21 protein-coding genes are annotated in these 22,255 nt (G+C 45.7%); 10 read left to right on the forward strand and 11 right to left on the reverse strand.

Annotated elements, in window-relative coordinates:
* Positions 1-26 precede the first annotated feature (26 nt).
* The 3 genes from QUB39_RS17515 (at position 27) to ccmS (ending at position 3,464) form a co-directional block, all read left to right on the forward strand.
* Positions 27-866: a prephenate/arogenate dehydrogenase gene (locus QUB39_RS17515; RefSeq protein WP_333055794.1), complete on the forward strand. Its 840-nt coding sequence runs from the start codon at positions 27-29 to the stop codon at positions 864-866.
* 207 nt (positions 867-1,073) lie between these two features.
* Complete coding sequence (locus QUB39_RS17520; protein ID WP_333055795.1) at positions 1,074-2,870, forward strand: ABC transporter ATP-binding protein; 1,797 nt, start codon at positions 1,074-1,076, stop codon at positions 2,868-2,870.
* A gap of 162 nt (positions 2,871-3,032) precedes the next feature.
* Positions 3,033-3,464 carry a beta-carboxysome assembly chaperone CcmS gene (gene ccmS, locus QUB39_RS17525; RefSeq protein ID WP_333055796.1) on the forward strand — a complete coding sequence of 144 codons (432 nt, stop codon included), beginning with the start codon at positions 3,033-3,035 and terminating at the stop codon, positions 3,462-3,464.
* 307 nt (positions 3,465-3,771) lie between these two features.
* On the opposite strand, the gene QUB39_RS17530 is transcribed toward ccmS, so the two are convergent.
* The 3 genes from QUB39_RS17530 to QUB39_RS17540 all read right to left on the reverse strand — a co-directional run bounded on the left by QUB39_RS17530 (position 3,772) and on the right by QUB39_RS17540 (position 6,367).
* A complete protein-coding gene (locus QUB39_RS17530) occupies positions 3,772-4,707 on the reverse strand; it encodes a fused MFS/spermidine synthase (protein ID WP_333055797.1) in 936 nt (311 codons plus the stop codon).
* Between the two features lie 326 nt (positions 4,708-5,033).
* Positions 5,034-5,633, reverse strand: coding sequence for an adenylate/guanylate cyclase domain-containing protein (locus QUB39_RS17535; RefSeq protein WP_333055798.1), 600 nt, complete (start codon positions 5,631-5,633; stop codon positions 5,034-5,036).
* A gap of 2 nt (positions 5,634-5,635) precedes the next feature.
* Entirely contained in the window at positions 5,636-6,367 is a 732-nt protein-coding gene (locus QUB39_RS17540) for a response regulator (RefSeq protein ID WP_333485116.1), read from the reverse strand.
* Positions 6,368-6,692: 325 nt separating this feature from the next.
* Here QUB39_RS17540 and QUB39_RS17545 point away from each other — a divergent pair, with 325 nt between their 5' ends.
* Positions 6,693-7,058, forward strand: coding sequence for a hypothetical protein (locus tag QUB39_RS17545; protein ID WP_333210776.1), 366 nt, complete (start codon positions 6,693-6,695; stop codon positions 7,056-7,058).
* Here the strand turns inward: QUB39_RS17545 and QUB39_RS17550 are convergent.
* Positions 7,047-7,817: an iron ABC transporter permease gene (locus QUB39_RS17550; protein WP_333055801.1), complete on the reverse strand. Its 771-nt coding sequence runs from the start codon at positions 7,815-7,817 to the stop codon at positions 7,047-7,049. The two genes, QUB39_RS17545 and QUB39_RS17550, sit on opposite strands and share 12 nt — an antisense overlap.
* A gap of 241 nt (positions 7,818-8,058) precedes the next feature.
* On the opposite strand from QUB39_RS17550, the gene QUB39_RS17555 reads away from it, so the two are divergent.
* The 5 genes from QUB39_RS17555 to QUB39_RS17575 all read left to right on the forward strand — a co-directional run bounded on the left by QUB39_RS17555 (position 8,059) and on the right by QUB39_RS17575 (position 11,765).
* Positions 8,059-8,196 carry a hypothetical protein gene (locus tag QUB39_RS17555; protein ID WP_333055802.1) on the forward strand — a complete coding sequence of 46 codons (138 nt, stop codon included), beginning with the start codon at positions 8,059-8,061 and terminating at the stop codon, positions 8,194-8,196.
* Positions 8,197-8,198: 2 nt separating this feature from the next.
* Positions 8,199-9,227 (forward strand): GTP-binding protein, encoded by a 1,029-nt coding sequence (locus QUB39_RS17560; protein ID WP_333055803.1) that lies wholly within the window; start codon positions 8,199-8,201, stop codon positions 9,225-9,227.
* Between the two features lie 155 nt (positions 9,228-9,382).
* On the forward strand, positions 9,383-9,829 hold the full coding sequence (locus tag QUB39_RS17565; protein WP_333055804.1) for a SufE family protein: 447 nt from the start codon (positions 9,383-9,385) through the stop codon (positions 9,827-9,829).
* Between the two features lie 14 nt (positions 9,830-9,843).
* Complete coding sequence (locus QUB39_RS17570) at positions 9,844-10,749, forward strand: alpha/beta hydrolase (RefSeq protein WP_333055805.1); 906 nt, start codon at positions 9,844-9,846, stop codon at positions 10,747-10,749.
* Between the two features lie 53 nt (positions 10,750-10,802).
* Positions 10,803-11,765, forward strand: coding sequence for a DUF6282 family protein (locus QUB39_RS17575; RefSeq protein WP_333055806.1), 963 nt, complete (start codon positions 10,803-10,805; stop codon positions 11,763-11,765).
* A 226-nt stretch (positions 11,766-11,991) separates the two neighbouring features.
* Here QUB39_RS17575 and QUB39_RS17580 read toward each other — a convergent pair whose 3' ends face one another.
* The 4 genes from QUB39_RS17580 to QUB39_RS17595 all read right to left on the reverse strand — a co-directional run bounded on the left by QUB39_RS17580 (position 11,992) and on the right by QUB39_RS17595 (position 18,300).
* Positions 11,992-15,123 carry a right-handed parallel beta-helix repeat-containing protein gene (locus QUB39_RS17580; protein WP_333396089.1) on the reverse strand — a complete coding sequence of 1,044 codons (3,132 nt, stop codon included), beginning with the start codon at positions 15,121-15,123 and terminating at the stop codon, positions 11,992-11,994.
* Positions 15,124-15,309: 186 nt separating this feature from the next.
* Positions 15,310-16,485 (reverse strand): ATP-grasp domain-containing protein, encoded by a 1,176-nt coding sequence (locus QUB39_RS17585; RefSeq protein WP_333055808.1) that lies wholly within the window; start codon positions 16,483-16,485, stop codon positions 15,310-15,312.
* Positions 16,486-16,507: 22 nt separating this feature from the next.
* Complete coding sequence (locus tag QUB39_RS17590; protein ID WP_333210789.1) at positions 16,508-17,569, reverse strand: DMT family transporter; 1,062 nt, start codon at positions 17,567-17,569, stop codon at positions 16,508-16,510.
* A gap of 230 nt (positions 17,570-17,799) precedes the next feature.
* Complete coding sequence (locus QUB39_RS17595; RefSeq protein ID WP_333055810.1) at positions 17,800-18,300, reverse strand: thioesterase family protein; 501 nt, start codon at positions 18,298-18,300, stop codon at positions 17,800-17,802.
* A gap of 144 nt (positions 18,301-18,444) precedes the next feature.
* Between QUB39_RS17595 and QUB39_RS17600 the strand changes: the two genes are divergently transcribed.
* Positions 18,445-19,296 (forward strand): universal stress protein, encoded by an 852-nt coding sequence (locus QUB39_RS17600; protein WP_333055811.1) that lies wholly within the window; start codon positions 18,445-18,447, stop codon positions 19,294-19,296.
* A gap of 260 nt (positions 19,297-19,556) precedes the next feature.
* Here the strand turns inward: QUB39_RS17600 and psbM are convergent, their stop codons facing one another.
* From psbM to QUB39_RS17615, 3 genes are all read right to left on the reverse strand, one after another.
* The gene (psbM, locus tag QUB39_RS17605; protein ID WP_015177760.1) at positions 19,557-19,670 is read right to left on the reverse strand and encodes a photosystem II reaction center protein PsbM; all 114 of its coding nucleotides are present in this window, start codon (positions 19,668-19,670) and stop codon (positions 19,557-19,559) included.
* A gap of 281 nt (positions 19,671-19,951) precedes the next feature.
* Positions 19,952-20,248: a 2Fe-2S iron-sulfur cluster-binding protein gene (locus QUB39_RS17610; protein ID WP_333055813.1), complete on the reverse strand. Its 297-nt coding sequence runs from the start codon at positions 20,246-20,248 to the stop codon at positions 19,952-19,954.
* 118 nt (positions 20,249-20,366) lie between these two features.
* On the reverse strand, positions 20,367-22,211 hold the full coding sequence (locus QUB39_RS17615) for a TolC family protein (RefSeq protein ID WP_333055814.1): 1,845 nt from the start codon (positions 22,209-22,211) through the stop codon (positions 20,367-20,369).
* Positions 22,212-22,255 lie beyond the last annotated feature (44 nt).

Consider the following 22,255-nt stretch of genomic DNA (forward strand, 5'->3'; position numbering starts at 1 on the left):
GTATCAAATATCCCCATTTTATTGCTATGAATATCGGTATTGTCGGACTGGGTTTAATTGGTGGCTCGATCGGGCTGGATTTGCGATCGCGCGGGTTTAATGTTTTGGGGGTTTCGAGTCGGCAGCAGACTTGCGATCGGGCGCAAGCTCGCGGTGTTGTCAATGAAGCCAGCATAAACCTGTCTCTGATTGCAGCAGCCGATGTGGTTTTTATTTGCACGCCACTGGGGTCGATCGAGCCGATCGTCCGAGACTTGGTGCCCTATCTTTCCCCTGATACTATTGTAACCGATGTCGGTTCCGTAAAAACACCCATAGTGCAGGCTGTGTCTTCTCTGTGGCCGAATTTTGTAGGGGGACACCCGATGGCGGGGACTGCTGAAAGCGGAATCGAGGCTGCGGTACCTGATTTGTTTGTGGGCCGGCCTTATGTGGTGACGCCGACTGCCCAAACGCCGGCGTTTGCTGTGGATAAGGTTGAGGAAATTGCGCGGTTGCTGGGTGCTAAAGTTTACCGATGTGAACCGGAAGAGCACGATCGAGCTGTGGCTTGGATTTCTCATTTGCCGCTGATGGCGAGCGCGACGCTGGTTGCTGCGTGCGATCGAGAGGGCGATCGGGATATTGTTAATTTAGCCCAACATTTGGCGAGTTCGGGTTTTCGGGACACGAGCCGGGTGGGGGGTGGCAATCCCGAACTGGGAGTGATGGTGGCAAAGTACAATCGAGAGGAATTATTGCGATCGCTCTCTATTTACCGCGACAGTCTCGACGAGTTTATCAGCGATATCGCAGCCGAAAATTGGCAAAGTCTCGAACACAAGTTGAAGCTGACTCAACAAGCGAGACAGAATTACAACTTGTGATCCAAAATTTACCAGCCAATTCAACCAGTAATTCACGTTCAGATTGAGGCGCAAATAGTTGGTGTAGTCGCTAAAATGAAGCGAGTGTTAACGTTTAAAGCCTAGGAACCGGGCTTTTGAGAATTAACAATTAAACAAAGGTAAGGTGCGCGCCGATCACCCTACTAATTTCTAATTCTCGGCCCTATTTCGGATGCCCCATGCCCTATGAATGATTCTCAAGCATCACCAAATCCATCAAAACCTGTCCATCCCCTCAAGCGGCTGCTGAAGTACGGGCGCCGCTACCGCCTGAAAGCTTGGCTGGCAAGTATCTGTTCGCTGCTGAATAAATTCTTTGATTTAGCGCCGCCAGCATTAATCGGTATTGCCGTTGATGTGGTGGTGAAACAGCAAGATTCTATCCTCGCTCAATGGGGCATAAAAGATGTCTTTTGGCAACTGGCAATTATCACTCTTTTGAGCGCGATTGTTTGGACGTTGGAATCTGTTTTTGAATATGCCTATGATTATTTGTGGCGCAATTTGGCTCAGGATATTGAACACGATTTGCGTCTGGAAGCTTACAGTCATTTGCAGGAATTAGAATTAGCTTATTTTGAAGAACGCAGCACGGGCGGTTTGATTTCTATTCTCAATGATGATATCAATCAACTCGAACGTTTTTTAGACGACGGCGCTAATGAGGTAATTCAGGTAATGACAACGGTTGTTGTGATTGGGGCGGCTTTTTTTGCTGCTTCTCCTCTTGTTGCTGGGCTGTCAATGCTGCCGATACCTTTTATTATTTGGGGTTCGATCGCCTTTCAAAATCGCCTCGCTCCTTTCTATGCTGATGTGCGGGAAAAGGTGAGTTTTCTGAACGGGCAACTGTCGAATAATTTGATGGGAATTACTACTATTAAAAGTTTTACTTCCGAAGATTATGAAATTCAGCGCATCGAAACACAAAGCCAAGCTTACCGCCAAAGCAACCGACGGGCGATCGTACTTTCGGCTGCTTTTATTCCGCTGATTCGGGTTGTGATTTTCTTGGGGTTTATTGCAACACTATTTCTGGGGGGTTTGGAGGTGGTGGCGGGCCGGTTGTCTGTGGGAACTTACAGCGTTTTGGTGTTTTTGACCCAGCGGTTGTTGTGGCCGCTGACTCGCCTGGGAGATACTCTGGATCAATACCAGCGCGCCATGGCTTCGACTAATCGGGTGATGAATTTGTTGGATACTCCGATCGCAATTCGCACGGGTGATATTCGGCGGCCGGTTAGTTCGATTAAGGGTGAGTTGGAATTTAAAAATGTTACGTTTTCTTATAATCAAAGAAAACCGATTTTGCAGTATTTTTCTTTGAATCTGCCGGCGGGAAAAACTACTGCGATTGTTGGGGCGACAGGTTCCGGTAAAAGTACGCTGGTGAAACTAATATTGAGGCTGTACGAGGTACAGCATGGCAATATTTATCTCGACGGTATAGAATTAAATAGCCTGAATTTAAAAGATTTGCGGAGAGCGATCGGATTGGTGAGTCAAGATGTGTTTTTGTTTCACGGTACGGTGGCAGAAAATATTGCTTACGGCAGTTTTGAGGCAAGCAATCGAGAGATAGTAAATGCTGCGAAAATTGCCGAAGCGCACGAGTTTATCGCCCAATTGCCGGACGGTTACAACACTATTGTAGGGGAACGCGGTCAAAAATTGTCGGGGGGGCAGCGGCAGCGAATTGCAATTGCACGGGCTGTTTTGAAGAATCCGCCGATTTTGATTCTTGACGAAGCTACTTCAGCGGTGGATAACGAGACTGAGGCGGCAATTCAGCGATCGCTAGAACGAATTACCAAGAATCGCACTACAATTGCGATCGCCCACCGTCTTTCTACTGTCCGCAATGCCGATTGCATTTGTGTCATGGAAGAGGGGCTGGTGGTAGAATCGGGGCAGCACGAACAACTGATCGAACAGGACGGAATTTATGCGGCGCTCTGGCGCGTGCAATCTGGTATAAGATAGAAACGCAGCGGTTTTGGGTAATGGGGAATTGCTAATTTGTAATTGGGGATGGGCTATTGGGCATGGGTAACTAATGACAACAGTCAACAGCCAACCGCCAACTGCCAACTGCTAACTGACAACTGACTGCAAAATATTAGTTTCTACAAGCAAGAAGAGAAAATGTTTCTATTTGATAGCCCTGAGTCCAAACCCAACGAAAATAGCTGGAGTCGGAAATTAGATAAATTTGTGAAAGCTAATCAAAATGAATTGGCTGCTTTGGCTTGGGGGCTATTTCTGGAAAGGGGAGAAGAAAGCGAGGAGATTTTGGCAATTGATATTGCAGAAACTGCGCGTTTTGTGTATTGTAAGAAAGAGGCGGTTGAGGAGTTGAACCGTCAAGTAAAAAGTCATATTCAGGAAGTTGTAGGTGTGTTGAACGCTCACAAGCCTGAGAAGGAAGTGGCGATTTTGGCGATCGGGGAAGGTCAAATTAAGTTGATTCTTTTTGAACCTAAGCCTGAACCTCCTGTTTGTTTTGAGGAAGCTGCAACCGATGTTGATACATTGTTGGCTAAGCTGGAACAGCAGATGGTTGAATGTATGAAATAGCAGTTATATCAAATCCGGTGGCATCGGAATTGATATTACCTACAGTCAGGAGACGACGCTGTGCGGTTTCCCGAAAATAAATCGGGCGATGGTTATATCTCTTATCGAGGAAGATTGATTATGTTGGCGTAGGGAAACGGCAATGTTGTGTCGTCAGTTGCCCTATTGTCGATGGTTATATCCGATCGCACTCTGAGGGCAATTTTATCCCATAGTCTCTTTCAATCCCTGGGTGCTCTCAACTTCCTATTAGCAACAGGCTTTCCGGCCTGTTCCACAAAGAGTAAACCCGGACTTATTATAGATATCAGAATAACCAGCAATCAAAATAACCAGCGGGCGGCGAATCGTCATGCAAAATTTGAGATCGATATAAATTAGGTACAGCTTCCGCCAATTCTGTACCTAATTTTACTTCCCGCGCTCTTTCTGTTAATGGAAATGAAAATTGATAGCCATCTTGCAAATATTTTGCCCTAGCAACAATCTCATTCTTCTCTAAAATAGCGCTGTTGCTACCAATCAAAACAGTGTTAATGTCCTTCCACGGACACACGCACACCTGGGAAAATACGCTTTGAAAAGTCTTGATTTTTTCCGCATAAAACTCATCTCTTTGCAGCAGATTTACCAGCACAACTCCCTCACTTGACAAGCGTTTTTCGCAGATTTGATAAAATTCTTTGGTGGATAGGCGATGCGGAAAGTAGCCGTTGCCAAAAGCTACGTCGATCATGATGATATCGTATTGAGTATCTGATTTTTGCTGCTCTAAATACTCTCTGCCGTCTTGAATTGTTACAGTTAGACGATCGTCCAATTTTACCCCAAAACACTGTGTAGCTGCTTCGATCGCGATCGGATCGACATCCGCACATTCTATAACAGTTTCCGGCAAATAGTGGTGCAACACTAAGGGAATTCTGCCGCCGCCAAAACCAGCTATGTAGATTCTTTGAGGTTGGTTTTGCCACACTAAACCCAACATCATCGCCTGAGTATATTCAGACACTAGATGTAAAGGATTGTTGAAATCGAATACAGATTGCAGTAAATCTGTGTGCTGATTTACTTTTTCTACTAAAGATAGTTTAATGTGCGATCGCTCTTTTGTGACTGCAACATAGTGAACACCAGACTCTTTGCAAAAAATAACCTTGTCTGGCTGTTGCTGCAGCCAAGCCAGCCGCTGTCCAATAGCGGATAAATTAATAGATTGCCAAGTTTTGTGTTCCTCAATCATCTAATTTTAAATTTTATTTAAACTCCATATTCTCTAAGAATATAGCCTCATCAACCTGGTTTATACCAAAATGGCTTAGGAATGAGAATTAAATAACTTACAATGCGTGATGGTTCTTGTGGGATGGGCCTGAAAGCCCGTCCAGAAAGGGCGGGCTTTCAGGCCCATCCCCTACTCCCCACTTTCAAGAGTGTAAATTATTTAATTCGCGATCCTTAGTCGCCCGATATCTGCGAAGAAACCGGGTTTCGAGTCAAGGCTGGCACAAGCCATGTTCTCATTTTCCAGCAGGGCGAAGAACGAGAAGACAACAGAAATTCACCCGATTACAGCCGCTTGTACGCCACCAATTCCAAACCTGAAACCGAAAGTTCCACTTTTTCCCAATCTTGCTTGTCACCTTCCAACTTTTCAAAGGCTGCTGAGGTCAGCAAAATCTCTCCGCGTTCCGCCAAATCCTCTCCCAGCTTGGATGCCAGATTAAATTCAGATCCGTACATATCCTCTCCTTCCAGCATCAAAACATCGCCACAGCCAATACCAATGCAGAGGTAAATGTCCATCTCCGGCGGCAGTGTCGTGTTGACAGCCGCCGTTTGTTTCAAAGAGTCGATCGCAGCTTCCACCGCCGATTTTACATCGGGAAAAACTGCAAAAATATTGTCGGCTTCCTCCTTAACTACAGTGCCGCTGTATTCGGAAATTATCGGTTTTACAATTCCGTGCATTCGGTGAATCATTGCCAAAAAATGAATAATTCCGTAGCGGACTGTCGTGCGCGAAAATCCTGACATATCCATTACTAAAATTGCGTAATTTTGGCGAAAAGTTTCATTGATTTTCGCATCAATTTCCGCCATTCTTTCGGGATGTTCGTTTCTTTCTTGCAGCAACTTTTCCAAGTAAGCGCGGTTATTTGTTTTCATTTTTAATTAAATTCCCAATCGCGACACACTTCTTGAGGGCGGCCAGCAGGATGCACTGCACAAGTGATGCCATCCTTACCGTAATAATAATCACAGACTTTGCAAGGTTTAGTTTGCTCTAATTTTTTCATCAAAGTTGCCCGGATTGTCTGGACTCGGTTGCGATACTTGTTTGCATTTGAGTGACTCGGTTCAATTGCCAAAGCTTGCTCGAAAGCTGCTAAGCTGGAATCGTACAATTTAATAATTTGGGAACTGTATTTTGTCCAAGCATCGGCATGGCTTTGATACAGTTCGACTGTACTTAAGTTTAAAATACCGTATTCTGTCCAAGCGTCGGCTGAAGCTCGATCGAACTTAATGTTGGCATTTAGCAACACTTTTTTAATCGTTGCCAAAAGTTCCCTCGGCTGCCAAGGTTTGCTAACATAAGCCTCGGCGCGATCGCCCTGGAACCTCGCAAATAAAGCTAACTGCTGTCCCTTCCCTGTTAAAAATACCACCGGTATGTTCCGAGTTTCGGGATTAGCTTTAATTAAACGGCAAACCCCGTAGCCGTCCAGACGGGGCATTATGACATCTAATAATACTAAATCGGGGCAATTTTTCTCAATTTTATCCAGCGCTTCCACACCGTCTGATGCCTGAATTACATTCAATCCGCTGCATCTCAACTGATGTGAAATGCACTCGCGCTGGCTGCGGGAATCTTCCACCACTAAAACTGTACTCATCACTCCCCACCTGGTTTTTGAGGTAAACTTGTTCGCTGCTTCGAGTTGTCCTTGCTGAAATCAGTTTACCCGCATTGGATGAATTTGCTATCACTGGCTATCTAAATTTACTCAAATTGCAACAAATCTTAAAATCGGGAGCCAAGGTGATACTTATCAGAAAATGCTAGTTGCTAATACGCGGATAATTGTTGAAAGTTTGGGCGGCAAATATTCGGCTTTTAAGCCTTAATAACGGCAAATCGTACTGATGTCGGACGAATACATTGTTGAATTGCAACAGATAATCGGCTATTGTATACGTTAAAGTTCTTAAGGACGACAAATGAATCGATTGCTCCTCACTTTACTTGTAAGTCCGACGCTGTTTGGATCTGTGATGTCTTTGAGCGCGATCGCCAATCCCGCTCTAATTGGCGAAATACCAGCCCAATCGGCTGATTCGCCTCAATGCGTGCGATCGCGGGGCACTCATCGCCTGAGTTGTGTGCGCCTTCCTGGCAAGTCTCCTGCTATGGCTTCTAAGCCGAGAATTAGTTGGCAGCGCCCGGGTGAAGAACAGGTGGCGATGCTGGATTTTTCGGAAGCAGAAAGCGATGAGGCGGTGGCGCTGTTTGGCTGCGACTGTCAGATGTGTATCAACTCGCTGCGACAGTTGCGCGGTTTGCCACCTCTGGATCTAGCTTCTTGATGGCGATCCGACAGCATTGGGAGTCAGGCTCAAAAACCAGGTTTCCGATCGCTGCGGGCTTTGGAATGCCTTTAGCTTTCTCACTTTTAGAGAAACCAAAGCCAGCAAATTTATCGATCGCCCCAAAAAACATCCTAACAGCAAAGCAGCCAAAATATAAGGTGCAGCCACCTGCAAATCCGACCAACCGCGACCGTTCAAACTACCGATTAACCAATTCAAAGCAGCTTGCAAGCGGCTGTCTTCAGCTAACAGCAACAGTGTAGTTTGTACTGCCCCAAAAAGAGAACTCACAGCCACACCTGCTAAAACCAAACGTTCCACAGAAATTCCCGTTTTAGTTTTGCCCAAAAAGTAGACCAGCATCGAAGTGAAAATAGCACCTATCCAAGCCGCCAAAGGCACCCAAGTTTGAAATATTCCCAAAGTCAGCATGGTAATCGCAACCAACCCTGCACCCGCCGAAATTCCTAATACAAAAGGATCGGCTAAACCGTTGCGGAGCAAACCTTGCAGCAAAGCCCCCGACATTCCTAAAGCCGCACCAACCGTCAGCGCTGCCGCAACTCTGGGCAAACGCAATTCCCATAAAATAGTTTGATTGACAGTATCACCTCGGTGCAGAAATGCTTGCCACAATTGATCGGCACTCATGGGTACCGCACCAAAAGAAAGCGAAAGCGCGATGGTTAATAGCAAACCCAATCCTAAGAAGACAACTGCCTGAAAAACTCGATATTTTAGCCAGATTTTTTTCACAATATATTATACCGCTTTGCTTTTAGATAAATAACATTTTTACATAGTTATTTCTGCGCGATCGCCCAAACTCCTAAGAGACAATCCGGCTAGTTACTAAATACCATATATTCTCCTGTTTGTGGATAGATCGCGCTCGTTAACTACAGTAAGCTCTTCAGATTAACGCTCGATCGGAGATATTGCACCGATCTGTAATTGTAGAGCTTGCGCGCCAACCGCATTTTCACGTATAATGAGAATGATTATCAAACAAAAGGCGCGCGATCGGCTCGATCGCCCGTATCTTAGCAGAGGCGATCGCACCGGGCTGTCAGCGATGAGGTGCGATCGGCTTGGCAAATTAACAGCAAGGTCTCTACAATTAACCAACGAATAACAATGACTAATCTCACCGTACAAACCCCAGATTTAATTGCCGATCTTCCCAAAAGAGGGATGCCAGTAACTATAATTACCGGATTTCTCGGCAGTGGAAAAACTACTTTACTCAATCAAATACTCAAAAATCGCCAAGACTTAAAAGTAGCCGTTTTAGTTAACGAATTTGGCGATATAAACATCGATTCGCAGCTTCTATTTTCTACAGAGGATGACATGGTAGAACTTAGCAACGGTTGCATATGTTGCACTATTAACGAAGGCTTAGTCGATGCAGTTTACCGAGTTTTAGAACGAGAAGAACGCATCGACTGCATGGTAATTGAAACCACCGGAGTTGCTGACCCGCTGCCGATTATCCTGACATTTGTCGGCACAGAATTGCGGGATTTAACCAATCTAGATTCTGTACTTACCGTAGTCGATAGCGAAACATTCACTCCCGATCATTTTGACAGCGAAGCAGCTTTTAAACAAGTGGCATTTGCAGATATTGTGCTGCTGAACAAAACCGATCTCGCTCCTCCAGAAAAAGTAGAAAAGTTAGAATCTTACATTCGCACAGTTAAGGAAGGAGCGAGAATTTTACACTCTCGATACGGTGAAGTTCCTCTACCCTTAATTTTGGGTGTGGGTTTAACGCAAGCAGATATTTTCAACAGTCTTGAAATTGAGGAAAAACACGAACACCATCACGAACATCATCACGAACACCACCATCACGGACATCAATCTCATCACTTAGATAACGACGGATTTATTTCACTATCATTTGAGAGCGATCGACCTTTTGATGTCCACAAATTCCAAGAATTTCTAACGGAAAAAATGCCCTTCGATGTATTTCGGGCAAAAGGAATTCTCTGGTTTAACGACAGTCCGATGAGACACATATTTCAACTCAGCGGCCCCAGATACGAACTAGATGCTTCGGAATGGTTTACCGCACCTAAGAATCAACTCGTAGTCATCGGCCGCAACTTAGATATCGCTCAAATTCGAGAACACCTGAACAGTTGTTTAGTTTAAGATCGTGTCTTAAAAAACCATGAGGACACGGCATTGCCGTGTCCCTACTATCTCATGCGTAAGTCCTAATCTCAAATCTCAAATCTCAAATCGATCGCCCTTCCTGCTACAATCGAAGGTATAATATTAACGAAGTAAACCGCTACGAGTGAATCATGTCTGCAAACACCGCGCTACCTGCTGCTTTAGCTAAAATCGTTCAGCGCTTTCAGCGACATTCCGATCCGAAACAACGCTACGAACAACTGCTGTGGTATGCCAAGCGACTCCCAGCATTTCCCGAAAGCGATAAACTGCCGGAAAACAAAGTTTCTGGCTGCGTGTCGCAAGTTTATATTACCGCAAATTTGGCAGACGGAAAAGTTCTGTATCAAGGCGATTCAGACGCTCAGTTAGTCAAAGGATTAGTTGGCTTGCTGGTGGAAGGTTTGAGCGGATTAACGCCTGCTGAAATTGTCACCATTACCCCAGATTTTATTCAAGACACGGGATTGAATGTGAGTCTTACACCTTCCCGCGCTAACGGATTTTTCAACATCTTTCAAATGATGAAAAATAAGGCTCTTGCTTGTGAATTGAGCAAGCAAGCAGAAGAAAATTAAAAGAATAAACAGCCATGACTCAAACTACAAATTTAACAAAATCCAATTCTGGCCAGTATTCCGCCGCAGTTCAAGAATATCTGTGGAATTGGAAAGAAACCCAAATCAAAGTTATTTACGAAACCAGAGGGCAGGGAAATCCTGTATTGTTGCTGCCGGCATTCAGTACGGTTTCGACGCGAGAAGAAATGCGTCCTTTAGCAGAATTGTTAGCTTCTAACTTTCAAGTTATGAGTTTAGATTGGCCGGGTTTTGGCGAATCCGATCGCCCGCGAACCGACTATGAACCGCAATTATATCATCAATTTCTCAAGGATTTTGTTGCGGAAAATTTTAATAGTCCGGTGGCTGTAGTTGCAGCAGGTCACGCTGCGAGTTATGTGATGCAATTAGCGCAATCAAAACCCCATGTTTGGTCAAAGATTGTGTTAGCAGCACCGACTTGGCGCGGGCCTTTGCCGACGATGAGCAAACAGCAAAGCGGCTGGCACGGAATCGTGAGAGAATTAGTACGATCGCCCTTACTGGGACAATTCCTCTACAAACTAAACACTGCGCCGTCTTTCCTCAGTTTTATGTACCGCCGCCACGTCTACGCCGATGCAGCTAAAGTCACGCCAGATTTCATCCAAAACAAATGGCAAGTGACGCAAAAACCAGGTGCTCGATACGGTTCCGCTGCCTTTGTGACTGGTGGTTTAGATACGGCAAAAGTGCGATCGGAATTTACAGATAAATTTCAACAATTAGCAGTGCAGGTGATGGTTGTAATTGCTGAAAATGCGCCGCCAAAATCCAAGGCTGAAATGGAAGCATTAACGGAATTACCGGGTGTTGAATCGCGAGTTATTCCCGGTTCTTTGGGTATGCACGAAGAGAATGCTGAAGCTTTGGCAAATGTGGTTAAATCTTTTATTTGAGAGGATTAAGAGGGGATGAACCGCAGAGGGCGCAGAGAACGCAGAGGGGAGGAATGCAAGCTGTTTTTTTAACGTTTGTTTGGATGGTTTGCTATTGGTTTTGTCTGCCAGTTTATGCTGTCGCAGATCCGCCGATAATCAATTTGCCCAAGAGTACGATCGAAGGTGCGATCGACTTTCACATTCATTCTTCTCCTGATGCGATTCCCCGTAGATTAGACGATTTTGAAGTAGCGAAATTAGCTGCTAGGGCGAAGATGAAAGCTGTGGTATTGAAAAATCATTATGCCAGCACAGCAGCGCGGGCAGTTCTGGTTAATAAAATAGTACCAAAAATCGAAGTTTTCGGAGGAGTTGTTCTCAATCATTCGGTAGGCGGCATTAATCCCGACGCTGTAGAAGCAATGCACCGCATCGGTGGCAAATACGGTAAAGTAGTGTGGCTACCAACGGTTGATGCTGAGCATCACTTGCAGGTTTTTCACAAGTCGGGAATGGGGATTAAAGTTGCGGAAAATGGCAAGGTTTTACCGGAAACAGCAGCGGTTTTGAAGATTGTAGCCCAAGAGAATTTGGTATTGGAAACCGGTCATATTTCCTCAGAAGAAGTGATGGCAGTTGTAGCTGAAGCCAACCTGCTCAACATTAAGAACATTCTGATTACCCATGCAATGGCAGATGTACCCGGTTTGTCCCTAGAAAATATGCAAACAGCCGCCGCAACCGGAGCTTTCTTAGAACTCGCATTTGTGAACGATTTGATGGGAGAAAATGCCGCTGATGACGGACACAAAAACTGGCATCAAGTTTCTATTAGTAAGATGGCAGCAGCGATTAAACTAATAGGAGCAGAGCATTTTGTGATGAGCACGGATTTAGGAAGGAAACCCGATCCTTTGCCTGCGGAAGGTTACAGATTATTTGTGAAAAAATTGATAGATGAAGGCATTTCTCCGCAGGAAATTGATTTAATGATGAAACACAATCCAGCTCGATTGTTAGGCATTTATAATTGATAATTGGTAATTGGCAATCGGGGATTGGGAATCGCTAATTGGGAATTCTCTTCCCTCTTTTCTCTTCCTTCTTCCCTCTTCCTTCTGCCTTCTTCCTTCTTCCTTCTATCCTTTACATCCGTCGAGCTAATCCGTTGCCGAACTTCCTTCTGCCTTCTTCCCTCTTCCTTCTATCCTTTACATCCGTTACATCCGTCGAGCGAATCCGTTGCCGAACTTCCTTCTTCTATTCTTGATTGCCTTTGCTGTTCAAGTATCCGTTATCTGCAATGCGCCAAGCACCCCCAGCATTGCCCGTTAAATCGCTATCTTCCACGGTAGCAATGCCATCTCTGTAAACGGCGATCGCCTCACCTTCATTACCATTAATCCGACACCGGCGCACGATCAATTTCCCTCCCAATCCGACACCTATTCCCAAACTGCCGTTGTCAAAAATACTGCAATCTTCCACCGTTGCTTTCCCATTATCCGATATAAAAATTCCGTTCCATACCCCATCATGAATTTTATTCCGACGGAGGATCGAATTTGCATCATGGCCGCAAATTCCCACCACAGAATAGTCCGCAGAAGTGATATCGCTGTCTTCTATGATTAACTCGCCTTTGCGAATATCTACAGCGTAATATTTCCCAGTGGCGCTCAGCGTTAAACCGCGCACTAAAGCACTGTCAGTTGCCATTTTAATGCAGTTTGAGCTGATACTTTCAACCACAATGCGATCGACCTCTCCGCTGCCGATAATTTCTACCGATTTGTCGATAATTAGACTTTCGCGGTAAACGCCTGGATGCACGTCAATGCGCGTGCCCGGTGCTGCATTTTTCAGCGCTTCGCTAATAGTAGTATAATCGCCTTGACCCTGCTGAGAAACAACAAATCCTTGACTCTTCCCAACTTTGGTATCTGAAGTAGATGCTTTAATTTTCCCTGACTTCGACTCAAAATGCTCAGATTGCCGATCGCCCGCTGCGGAAAGTTGCGATGTTAGCTGCAAGCGTTCTTGATAAACTGTCTCTAGCTGATGTTCTAACTCGCATACTTGAGATATAAGTTGAGCTTGATTCTGCTTTGCTGTCTCAATTTGACTTTGAGTTTCCGAGAGTTGAGAATAAAGGTGCGATCGTTCTCTGTTAGCAGTTTCTAGCCCAGATGCCAATTCAGAGCGACTTTGACGCACATTTTCTAACTGACTTTCTAACTCCAATATTTGAGATTGAAGTTGATTTTGATTCTGATTTGCTGTCTCGATTTGAGTTTGCAATTGGGAGATTTGAAAAGTTAGCTGAGATTCCAATTCAGAGCGACTTTGACGCACACTTTCTAACTGACTTTCTAACTCCAATATTTGAGATTGAAGTTGATTTTGATTCTGATTTGCTGTCTCGGTTTGACTTTGGAATTCCGAAAGTTGAGAAGTTAGCTGAGATTCCAATTCACTGCGACTTTGACGCACACTTTCTAACTGACTTTCTAAGTCGGATACTTGAGATTGAAGTTGATTTTGATTCTGATTAGCTGTTTCGATTTGACTTTGGGATTCCGAGATTTGAGAATTGAACTGAGATTCCAATTCAGAGCGACTTTGACGCACAGTTTCTAACTGTTGCTCTAACTCCGAGATTTGAGATTGAAGTTGATTTTGATTCTGGTTTGCTGTCTCGGCTTGACTTTGAATTTCCGAGAGTTGAGAATAAAGTTGCGAGCGTTCGGTGTTAGCAGTTTCTAGCTGAACTTCTAATTCAGAGCGAGTTTGATGCAGGCTATTTATCTGATTTTCTAACTCCGAGATTTGAGATTGAAGTTGATTTTGATTCTGATTAGCTGTTTCGATTTGACTTTGGGATTCCGAGATTTGAGAAGTGAGTTGAGATTCCAATTCAGAGCGACTTTGACGCACAGTTTCTAACTGGTGTTCTAACTCCGAGATTTGAGATTGAAGTTGATTTTGATTCTGGTGGGCTGTCTCGATTTGACTTTGGGATTCCGAGATTTGAGAATTGAACTGAGATTCCAATTCAGAGCGACTTTGACGCACAGTTTCTAACTGTTGCTCTAACTCCGAGATTTGAGATTGAAGTTGATTTTGATTCTGGTTTGCTGTCTCGGCTTGACTTTGAATTTCCGAGAGTTGAGAATAAAGTTGCGAGCGTTCGGTGTTAGCAGTTTCTAGCTGAACTTCTAATTCAGAGCGAGTTTGATGCAGGCTATTTAGCTGATTTTCTAAGTCCGATACTTGAGATTGAAGTTGAGTAGGGATCTGGTTTGCTGTCTCGATTTGACTTTGCAATTGGGACAGTTGAGAATAAAGGTGGGAGCGTTCTGTGTTAGCAGTTTCTAATTCAGCTTGCAGTTCTGATAACTGAGACTGGAGTTGCGAGCTATCTTCCTCCTTGCGCTGTATCTGAGACTCCAATTCTGACAACTCAGACAGCAGTCTCTCTCGCTCTACAACAACCATTTCGGATTGAAGTTGTACTTCATGAAGTTGAGAGTTTAACTGCATTTTCTCCAGATTAGCTGCTTCTAACTGTCTTTGCAGTTCTAATAATTCCAATGGAGGTTGCTTTGCTTGTTGGCGAGCGGTTTGCAATTGAGAGTTGAGTGTTTTGCGTTCTTGCTCTGCACTCTCCAATTGAGCTTGTAGCTCTGACAATTCCGAAGTAAATTGCGATCGCTCTGCTTCGACTAATTGCAGTTGCTCTTGCAAACCAGATAGTTGAGACTGAAGTTGCTCGCGCTCTTGAATCGAGCGATCGAACTTAATTTGAGTTTCCGACAACTGGTACTGTACCTGCAATCTGCTTTGGCTAGCCGTTTCCAACTGACTTTCAAATTCCGACAGCAGAGCGTGAAATTGAGAACGTTCTGCATCAACCGCCTCTAACTCTGCTTGCATTTCCAGCAATTGAGCGTTAAGTTGCGATCGCTCCTGATCCGCAACTTCTAACTGCTCTTGAAGTTCTGCCACTTCTGCTAACTGAGACTCAGCTTGTTGAGCATTTTCTAGCTGAAACTGCAAATCAGCAATCAGAGTATCAATTTGCGATCGATCCTGGGCAATTCCTGCCAAAAATTCTTCCATTTCCGACACTTGATTTTTTAACACTTCTTGCTCGCGAGTCACAGTTTCCAACCGACTTTGTAACTGAGACAATTCAGAATTTAGCTGATTTTCATTCTGCACCTTTTGCCGCAATTCCGAAGTTCTGGCATCCAACTGAGCAGCCAAATTCGATATCGCCTCCTGCGAACCCTGCATCCGTACCAAATTGCGTGAATTTCGCTTATTCAAAATTAGCCAGCAGACTAATGCCCCGCCTCCAAATCCTATTAATAAAAGTAATGCTTCCATGTGTTTTATCTAATTAATATAAATTGAGGGATTTTGATTATGACCAAAAAAGGGACATCCACAAATCGCGATCTTACTCAAAGCTATCACAACTTGCCAGCCTGTGTTGACTTTTCTCGACAATTTATATTTCTTTACAAATCCCTTTTGTTTACAGGTAAGGTGCAGCCCGCCCTGCAAGTCCGATTAATGCAGCAAATCCACAATATGAGGAATAATTTCGATATGCTGAGTCAACAAATAATCCAACCTATCCGCCAATAAACTAAAAATTAAATCGTTATAACTCATCCCGTATTCCGCCAAACCTAAAGCTACCAAACTCGTCACATTTTCCCCTGGATGTTTCAGATCCGGTTTGGGATTTGCTTCCAAAACATAAAGCGTTCCATCAGCATCACTGCGGACATCAATCCGCACCAAACTGTTCAAACTAAACTCCCAATAAATTTTTCTAGCTAACTCAATTAACTCTTGTTTGAGTTCAGGTTCCTCACCGCCCATCAACCGTCCTCGATCTGCCGTAATCGCTTTTTTGTCCATAGAAGTAAAGATAAGTTCGTCAGGCTCAAGCACGCGCTCCACCGTCGAAAAAGCAAAAGGTTTTGTATCTTTACCAAAACCGCCTTTAGCATATTTAACATAGCCACAAACCGCCACACAAAATTCTCGTCCCGGCAAATACTTTTCAATTAAAGCAGTATTGTGAGTGGCTCGGTGAACTTCCGAAACCGCCTCAGACAAACCCTCAATTTTGTCTACAAAATGAACGTGCAGCGAAGCGCGACCGGATACTGGTTTAACAACAAACGGCCCTTGATAGTCACCAAAAGCAATGGCAAAACGCTGATGCAAATTAGGATGCAAAATCCCTTGAGAAGGATGCCAAGTAATAAACGGAGCGGTTTGTATTCCGACTGATTGCAGTTCCCGTTTAAAAGCGTGTTTGTTATCTAAAGTTGAACTATTTAAAGGATTGTGACCGACATAAGGCATTCCCAACATTTCCAACAATGCGGGAGTGTGACAAACAGGATTGTATCCCTGGACTCCGCCAGTATTCAGCCACACTAAATGGATATTTTTTTGTTTTAGTTGTTCCGGTAAGTTCATGTCGTCAGGCATGACAAAGACTTGCTGAAAGCCAATTTCTGCTAATGCTGTAGCAATTTCGCGGGCGACGATTTCGTAACTCTTCCAAGCGCGGGGATTGTGAGTTTTGTAAATCACTGAGCCGGGGCGATCGCAGTCCCCGCCGAACACCACAGCAATCCGCAATTTAGCAAACAGCACCTCCAAATATTGACGCAGCAAACTAAAGTCATAATGCCAGCGATTCAGGCTAATTGATGTTGCAACCATTTAAGTTTATTTCCTGTGTGTTTTATTTTTTATCTGCCGAACTGCTAGATTTTGCCAAATATATTCCCGCCAAAACTACGGAGAATGCAAACCAATTAAACAAGCTCAAACTTTCCGCAAACAGCACCCCGGCAATAATCGCAGTAATCACGGGTTCTAGCAGCAGAAAAAGAGCGACAAATCCCGACGACAAACGACCGAGACTGTGGATGAGCAGTCCCTGGCCGAAAGCTTGACAAATCACCGCCAAACCAATTACAGCCAGCCATCCCTGCCAAGAATAAGGGAAAACTCGATCGCCCGCCAGCAGAACCAGTGGCAAAACCAAGATACTACCAATAAAACAGCGCCACATCAATATAGTTGTCGCCGGAAACTTCGTTCGCAAATGTTCTGAAAGTAGCAGATTTCCTGCATAAAACATCGCCGATAAAAGAGCAGCAATGTCGCCGACTAGATTGTCTCCCGCCGTTTGCAAATCGTCCATTCCGATCGCAATTGCGCCGGATAAAGCCACCGCCAGTCCCACCAAAAACCTGTTGTCAAAGCGCCGCCCCAACAGCAGCCATCCCCCCAAAGTAGTAAATAAAGGAGTTAAGTTTCGCAGTACAGTAGAATTAGCGACATTAGTCTGACTCAGTGACCAGGCCCAGAAACCCAAAGAAGCAGAAGAAACCACGCCTACGGCTGTTAACAGCATCACATCCTGCAGAGTGTAGCTCGATCGCTCTTCAACTTTTGCCCCAGACATTCGGCGGCGTGCAGCATCAGCACCATTCCATACTCCAAATACCACAGTTGCTATCCACAAACGGTTAAAAACAGTAGCATTCGGGCTGATTTCCCGTTCGCTAAACCTAATAAAAATCGCCGCCAGCGACACCGCTAGCAGCGCCGCAGACAGCGAAACGATCGCCCAAATTTTGCCTTGACTGTCAGCTAATTCACCGTTTTTTAAACTGTCTGACTTTCCCGAAACAAGAGTTTTGTCTTCAGTTTTTAAGGCAGAGTTTAACTCGGTTTTTTCCAAAATATTGCGCCGAAGTTCAATATTTTGCTCTGGGAATTCCAGTTTTTTTGACATTATTAAAAGTTCCAATGAAGGCAAAAAATAGAAAGCAGAAGGTATAATTATAAATTATACAAATCCTCAAAACTCATGCAACAGTATCGCTCCGGGTGCGTCGCCACCCTTAAATATTAAATAATATCCACAATCTTTGAGCGACGCACCGGTGCATACAGTCTTTCAGTAAACAAACCCACACTCATCATTCTTGCTTTCTGGAGGCGAGAATTGGTATTAACAGCAGCTTAGGTTGAAGGTTTAACAGAAAGCCTTGTCAAAGCCTCCTTTAGCGCCGGCGGCAATTGCCGGATAATCTTGTTCTTGTCGCGATCGACACCCACCAAAGTTACCTGTGCTGTCACATATAACTCCTGAGTCTCAGCCGATCGAATTTCGTAATCCCAAAGCAGCCGCACACCCTCGCTAGCAGCCATCCGCGTTCTGACTGCCACAGATTGACCCATTTGTACAGCCCGGTGGTAGCGCAGCGAAAGTTCCACCACAGGCAATTCCAAACCCTGCGCCACCCAGTCTGCATACTCGATGCCAAGAGATCGCAAACTTTCCACCCTAGCTTCCTCCATCCAAGCAATATAAGTCCCGTGCCAAACCACACCGCTGTAGTCAGTATGGTGAGGGTAAACTCGCACCAAATATTCAAACCAGCCCTCAGAGTCGATCCCGCGGCGATTTTGAATAGCACCAGCCGGTGCGAGTTCAGGTTGAGTTCGATCGTTCTCTAACACTTTACAAATCGTTCCAAAACGCTACATTTCTACAAATCATAAGACAAACTTCAGGCTTATGCTTGACTGTAAGCAACTAGAGTACCAACGCCCTAGTTTAACGTCGCACAAGAAAACTCAACTGTTTTTACCGCCAAAAAAACCATGATAGAAAAAATTTTAGTAGCCGTCGCCGGTCGCGGCTTGTGCGAAGAGATGTTTAATATGTTGATGGACATCCCTTCCTTGCAACAAACCTCTGTCACCGTCTTGCACGTCGTGCCGCCCCAAGTAACCTCCGATGGCATGGCCGAGAAACTGGAAGAAGGAGGCAAGATTTTAGCACAAGCAGTCCAGTCTTTGAAAATAGATCCCAGCAAAGTCAACCCCAGGCTCAAACAGGGAGACCCGAAAACCACAGTTTGCCAAGTCGCAGAAGAAGAACAATCCGACTTAGTAATTATGGGTTCCCGCGGACTCGGACGGCTGCAATCGATTTTGGAAAACTCAGTCAGCCAGTACGTTTTCCAGCTAACATCCCGACCGATGTTGTTAGTAAAAGACGACATCTATGTCAAAAAAATCAAGCGCGTCATGGTGGCGGTAGACAAATCAGAAGCTGCCAAACAGTCATTAGAGCTGGCGCTATCTTTGGTCAAAGAAGTCAGTGGCCCAGAGATAATTTTAGTACACGTCACCAAAGATTTGACGGGAAAATCCAGCACAGATTTAACAACAAGTGCTGAAAAAGACGCTGTATTGGCCCCAGCAGTAGCACTAACCAAACAAATGGGAGTTAGCTACCGCTGCGTGAGTGCTACAGGCAAGCCAGGGGAAGAAATTTGTCGGATTGCAGACGAGTTGAATGCCGACTTGTTAGTAATCGGTTCCCCGGATCGGCGACCCAGCGTTGCCAAAAACTTTGTGGATATCGATCGACTCCTAGGAAATTCGCTATCAGACTACGTGCGAGTTTATGCCAACTGTCCCGTCTTGCTAGCCCGCACAGTCGGCTAGAATCTCATCGTTAACACTTAGGATCGCGAATTAAATAATTTACACTCTTGAAAGTGCGGAGTAGGGGTTGGGCTTATAGCCCGCCCTTTCTGGACGGGCGGGACGCCCATCTCACAAAAACCATCACGCATTGTAAGTTATTTAATTCTCATTCCTTAGCAGCTAACACTCAACAGTTAATAAAAAAAGCGCCTCAGCAAAAAGCTGTTGGCGCTTTTTTTTTGCAAGCAGCTTGCGCCTGACAGAAATAACAGCAGTTGCTAATCTTTTCTACCTTGACGGCTAGCTGTTTGAATGTACAGAATGATTAGAAAAACACTGGGAACCAATACAAACAGAATGGTTGCCACAAACCCTAAATCGTTAACTTCCATGAAGACGCTCGCCTCTATCGGAAAATAGAAAAACACACACAACTAGGATATCACTCAAAGGCAAAAGGCAAACTCGAAGACAGAAGAAGAGCTGACGGACAAGCGTCGAAACCCGCTTTCTGCCTGGATGCCTCCCTACCCAATCTCTTATTTGTCCTAGAAACCAAGTTTCTTTTCCTAGGCGAGCAAAAGGCGTGATTATACAGTGAAATAGGAAAAAAAACACAATTTTTGCATTCTGCATTTTTCTTTCTGTTAATCAACCTTCTGCCTTCTGAGAGTCACGGTTTAGTCTTGACGCTCACCGGGCCATTGACCATAGCTTGACAAGCCAACCGATAGTTTTCGGGCTTTTTCTTGAGCTTGCGGTTCTCAAAGTCAGTGCGGGGCGACAGATTTTCACTGCCCTCGACAATTTCCACAATGCAGGTGCCGCATTGACCGTAGCCCCCGCAATTCATCATCTTTCCCGAAAATGTGTACAAATCGATGCGGTTTTCTAGAGCTTTGAGTCTCAAATTGGCTCCGTCTGCTGCGATGACTTCCTGATTTTCCTTCACAAACTTGATATTGGCCATTGCCGATTCCTTAACGCAGTTGACATGGAACTCTATTACAAAATATTAACTAATGTGTCGGACGTTTAATACAGGATGTCCAATTGATCTGGTAATTAAAGCTCGCCCCAACCCAATCTCAAGGAGCATCCGAGAGGTTATTAGTCGGAAGATTGCTCACAGCCCGCTGGAGAGACGAAAGTCCCAGGTTGTAGGTGACAATTGCCGACAATCGGTTTCTCTCAGCCCTAGTCAAATCAGTTTCCGCCTGAATCACATCCGTCTGAGTACCCACACCAGCTTGAAACCGCAGTCTCGCCAGACGCAGAGCTTCCCTTGACTGCAAAACCCCCGCCTCAGAAGTTTCGATATTCTCAAAACTCGACTCTAAGCCAAAATAAGCTTGTTCCACTTCCCGGCGCACCTGATTGCGGAGTTGGTCAAATCGACTTTCGGCGATCGCAATATCAGCATCCCGCTGTCTCACCCTCGCGTTCGCCGCGCCCCCGTCGAAGATACTCCAAGTCAGACTCGCCCGGATCGAATAACCATCCGCCCACCCGCGAGTAGCAAACGGGTTGGGGTCGTCAGGGTCTTGTCCCAGCACGTTGTAACTACCCCCAACACTCAGTTGAGGCAAACGCCCCGCCTGAATCGATCGCCTCTGCTGCTTGCTGATATCCCTCTGCACCAACTGCTGTTCCAACTCGGGGCGATTCCTAAAAGCCTGCACGATACTCTCTTCCAAAGACAGCCTCCAAGAGCCCGCTTGCTCTACCGGATCGGCCGCCGTCAAGTTCGCCGACTGGCTGACATTCAAAATCTCAGCCAGACGCCGCTGGGCAACTCGCTGATCGCGACGAGCAACTGACAGTTGTTGCACTTCGTTAGCCAAATTTGCCTGAGCCTGCAATACAGCAAACCGGGTTCCCACCCCTGCCCGTTCCAGGGCTTCGGCATCCCGCAAACTTTGCTGAGCATTTCTGACTGAAGCTTGGCGGATGGCAACTTGTCCGTCCGCGTTTTGCAAGGTGTAGTAAGCCTCAGCAGTGTCGAAGCGGAGTTCCTCGGCTTGGCGTTCCACATCCAATTCCCGAAGGCGCAACTGTTCCTCGGCCGCGCGGATGTTAGCCCGCCGTCTTCCGAACAAATCGATGTCATAGCTCAACTGCAAAGTGTTGTTGAGACTGTTGCTGCCTAAATTTTGCCGGGCTTGCTCGGCGGGCTGCCCGGTTCCGTTAGCCCGAGAGTTGTTGAAGCGCTGCTGAGCCCGGACTCCGAGTTCTCCGCCTGCAGTCACAGAGCGGCTGGCGTCCATTTGAAAATTCAGGTCTGGATAAAGAGCAGCTTGCTGTTCGCGCAAAGCGGCTCTGCTTTGTTCCACTTGCTGTCCGGCGATTTGCAAAACTTGGCTGTTGCGGCGGGCGAGGTCGATCGCCTGCTGCAAGGTAATTGACTCAGTTTGCTCGATCCTGACATCCTCCGGGTTTGTCGGAAACTGCAGGGGATTCGGGTTGGGTTCCAGGGAAGCCGGAGGCTTGGTGTCTAAAATACCCCTCGGAGGGACAGGGGGGAAACTTTCGTTCGGAGTGCCCCGGAGGATGGGTACCGGGGAACTCGGCACAGGAACATTGTTGGGAGGGTTCGGGGAAGGCTGCTGAGTCTGTGTCGGTTCCAACCCTCTTAGAGGCGTTGCACCGGCCTGAGACAGAGTTGATGGGGAAGCCGGAGCAGCCTGTTGAGGCTTTGATGCTTGCTCGCTTCCAGTTGGGGGATTAAGGGCGATCGACTGTTCGGCCTGTGACGCTGATTCTGCAGCTGTGTTCGAGGTCGATCGAACCTTCTGCCCTAATTCGAGCTGATTGAAGCGGGCCAAACTGTCCTGAGATTGAGTCGGAGACTGTGCTGAAGCACTCTGTGGGGCGTTGCCCAAAGTAATTGCAGCGCCCACTCCGACTACGATGATTTGACGAAAAACACGCATAATTTTTTAATTACTCTGCAATCCTAGAGACAATTTTAGAGCAA

The sequence above is a fragment of the Microcoleus sp. AT8-B5 genome, assembly GCF_036705565.1.
Taxonomy (GTDB): domain Bacteria; phylum Cyanobacteriota; class Cyanobacteriia; order Cyanobacteriales; family Microcoleaceae; genus Microcoleus.

Bases quoted from the DNA above. Each gene is read 5' to 3' on its own strand.
- QUB39_RS17515 (WP_333055794.1), top strand. From the start codon at position 27: ATGAATATCGGTATTGTCGGACTGGGTTTAATTGGTGGCTCGATCGGG.
- QUB39_RS17520 (WP_333055795.1), top strand. From the start codon at position 1,074: ATGAATGATTCTCAAGCATCACCAAATCCATCAAAACCTGTCCATCCC.
- ccmS (WP_333055796.1), top strand. From the start codon at position 3,033: ATGTTTCTATTTGATAGCCCTGAGTCCAAACCCAACGAAAATAGCTGG.
- QUB39_RS17530 (WP_333055797.1), bottom strand. From the start codon at position 4,707: ATGATTGAGGAACACAAAACTTGGCAATCTATTAATTTATCCGCTATT.
- QUB39_RS17535 (WP_333055798.1), bottom strand. From the start codon at position 5,633: ATGAAAACAAATAACCGCGCTTACTTGGAAAAGTTGCTGCAAGAAAGA.
- QUB39_RS17540 (WP_333485116.1), bottom strand. From the start codon at position 6,367: ATGAGTACAGTTTTAGTGGTGGAAGATTCCCGCAGCCAGCGCGAGTGC.
- QUB39_RS17545 (WP_333210776.1), top strand. From the start codon at position 6,693: ATGAATCGATTGCTCCTCACTTTACTTGTAAGTCCGACGCTGTTTGGA.
- QUB39_RS17555 (WP_333055802.1), top strand. From the start codon at position 8,059: ATGATTATCAAACAAAAGGCGCGCGATCGGCTCGATCGCCCGTATCTT.
- QUB39_RS17560 (WP_333055803.1), top strand. From the start codon at position 8,199: ATGACTAATCTCACCGTACAAACCCCAGATTTAATTGCCGATCTTCCC.
- QUB39_RS17565 (WP_333055804.1), top strand. From the start codon at position 9,383: ATGTCTGCAAACACCGCGCTACCTGCTGCTTTAGCTAAAATCGTTCAG.
- QUB39_RS17570 (WP_333055805.1), top strand. From the start codon at position 9,844: ATGACTCAAACTACAAATTTAACAAAATCCAATTCTGGCCAGTATTCC.
- QUB39_RS17575 (WP_333055806.1), top strand. From the start codon at position 10,803: ATGCAAGCTGTTTTTTTAACGTTTGTTTGGATGGTTTGCTATTGGTTT.
- QUB39_RS17580 (WP_333396089.1), bottom strand. From the start codon at position 15,123: ATGGAAGCATTACTTTTATTAATAGGATTTGGAGGCGGGGCATTAGTC.
- QUB39_RS17585 (WP_333055808.1), bottom strand. From the start codon at position 16,485: ATGGTTGCAACATCAATTAGCCTGAATCGCTGGCATTATGACTTTAGT.
- QUB39_RS17590 (WP_333210789.1), bottom strand. From the start codon at position 17,569: ATGTCAAAAAAACTGGAATTCCCAGAGCAAAATATTGAACTTCGGCGC.
- QUB39_RS17600 (WP_333055811.1), top strand. From the start codon at position 18,445: ATGATAGAAAAAATTTTAGTAGCCGTCGCCGGTCGCGGCTTGTGCGAA.
- psbM (WP_015177760.1), bottom strand. From the start codon at position 19,670: ATGGAAGTTAACGATTTAGGGTTTGTGGCAACCATTCTGTTTGTATTG.
- QUB39_RS17610 (WP_333055813.1), bottom strand. From the start codon at position 20,248: ATGGCCAATATCAAGTTTGTGAAGGAAAATCAGGAAGTCATCGCAGCA.
- QUB39_RS17615 (WP_333055814.1), bottom strand. From the start codon at position 22,211: ATGCGTGTTTTTCGTCAAATCATCGTAGTCGGAGTGGGCGCTGCAATT.